At 38.8% G+C, this 281-nt stretch carries 1 protein-coding gene; it reads right to left on the bottom strand.

What is annotated here, in order from left to right; all coding sequences use genetic code 11:
- The coding region (locus tag GUI70_RS25565; RefSeq protein WP_272952929.1) for a pyruvate formate lyase family protein at positions 1-226 on the bottom strand (226 nt) is incomplete at its 3' end.
- Positions 227-281: the final 55 nt, after the last annotated feature.

Raw genomic sequence — 281 nt, 5'->3', positions numbered from 1 at the left:
CACGACGATAGTCACCGATAATACGTCCACGCCCGTATGCATCAGGTAAACCAGTGATTACACCTGCTTTACGGCAGTTCAACATTTCTCTAGAATATGCATCGAATACACCTTGGTTATGTGTTTTACGATAATCTGTAAAGATTTTTTCAGTTTCTTCGTCTAATTCGTAACCGTAAGCTTCACAAGCTGCTTTCGCCATACGAATAACACCGAATGGTTGCATTTAACGTTTGAATGGATTTTCAGTTTGTACACCTACAATTGTTTCTAAATCTTTG

It is taken from the genome of Deinococcus alpinitundrae (genome assembly GCF_009982895.1).
Lineage (GTDB): Bacteria > Deinococcota > Deinococci > Deinococcales > Deinococcaceae > Deinococcus > Deinococcus alpinitundrae.
The sequence above is the reverse complement of the archived record's forward strand: the minus strand, read 5'-3'. Positions and strand labels throughout refer to the sequence as shown.